Below are 873 nucleotides of genomic sequence, written 5' to 3'. Positions count from 1 at the left end.
TGACCGACCGCGGACAACCGCATATGGTGAACGCGATCATCAGCGACGTCCAGATCGGACAAAGCGACGGCGAACTCTGCGTGTACCAGTTGACCGTGTGCGATGCGTTGTCGCTGATGGACAAGCGCACCAATTCGCGCGTGTTTCGGAAGCGGAACGTCGTCGACATTCTCATCGCGCTGTTCAACGAGTGGCAGCAGCGCAGTCCGGCTCTCGCGCGCGCGTTCGAATTCGATCTTTCCCACCTGCGCGCCGACCGCTATCCGCCCCGCGAATTGACGCGGCAGGTCAACGAGTCGGACGCGTACTTCGTGCGTCGCCTGCTGCGTCGCGAAGGGATCACCGTGTTTGTGAAGGCCGGCCCGGCGAAGCGCATGCAGAACGTTCGCGACGAAACGCCGGTGCATACGCTCGTATGCTGCGACGATCCGATGTCGCTGCCTCAAGCGCCCGCCGGCACGGTTCGATTGCATCCGTGTGACGGCGGCACCGAGCAACGCGACACGGTCACGCTGTTCGCGCTGCACCGGCAACTGGTTCCGGGCAAGGCCGGCCGGCCGTCGTGGGACTACAAGAAGGCGAGGATAGACGAATCGACCGTCGGCTCGAGTCTCGATCAGGGCGAGTCAGGCAACGACCTGGCCAAGTTGCTGACCGACGTCGCGATCGACATCCCGCACGCGGGCGATTCTTGGAGCGATCACGAGCGGCTCACCCGCGCGCGCATGCTCGCGCACGAGTTCGAAGCCGAACGCTATGACGGCGTCAGCAGTGTGCGCGATCTTGCCGTGGGTGCGTGGATCACGCTGACGGGCGCACCGGAATGGGACAAGCAACTCGCCGACAAGCGCCAGTTCGTGATCACGTCGATCG

Annotated in this window: 1 protein-coding gene; it reads left to right on the top strand. The window is 64.0% G+C overall.

Annotated features, from left to right (window positions below):
- The coding region (locus WS91_RS04740; RefSeq protein WP_197422209.1) for a phage late control D family protein at positions 1 to 873 on the top strand (873 nt) is incomplete at both ends.

The sequence above is a fragment of the Burkholderia sp. MSMB1498 genome (assembly GCF_001526245.1).
Lineage (GTDB): Bacteria > Pseudomonadota > Gammaproteobacteria > Burkholderiales > Burkholderiaceae > Burkholderia > Burkholderia savannae.
Note: the sequence above shows the minus strand (reverse complement) of the source record. Positions and strands in the feature narration are given on the sequence as shown.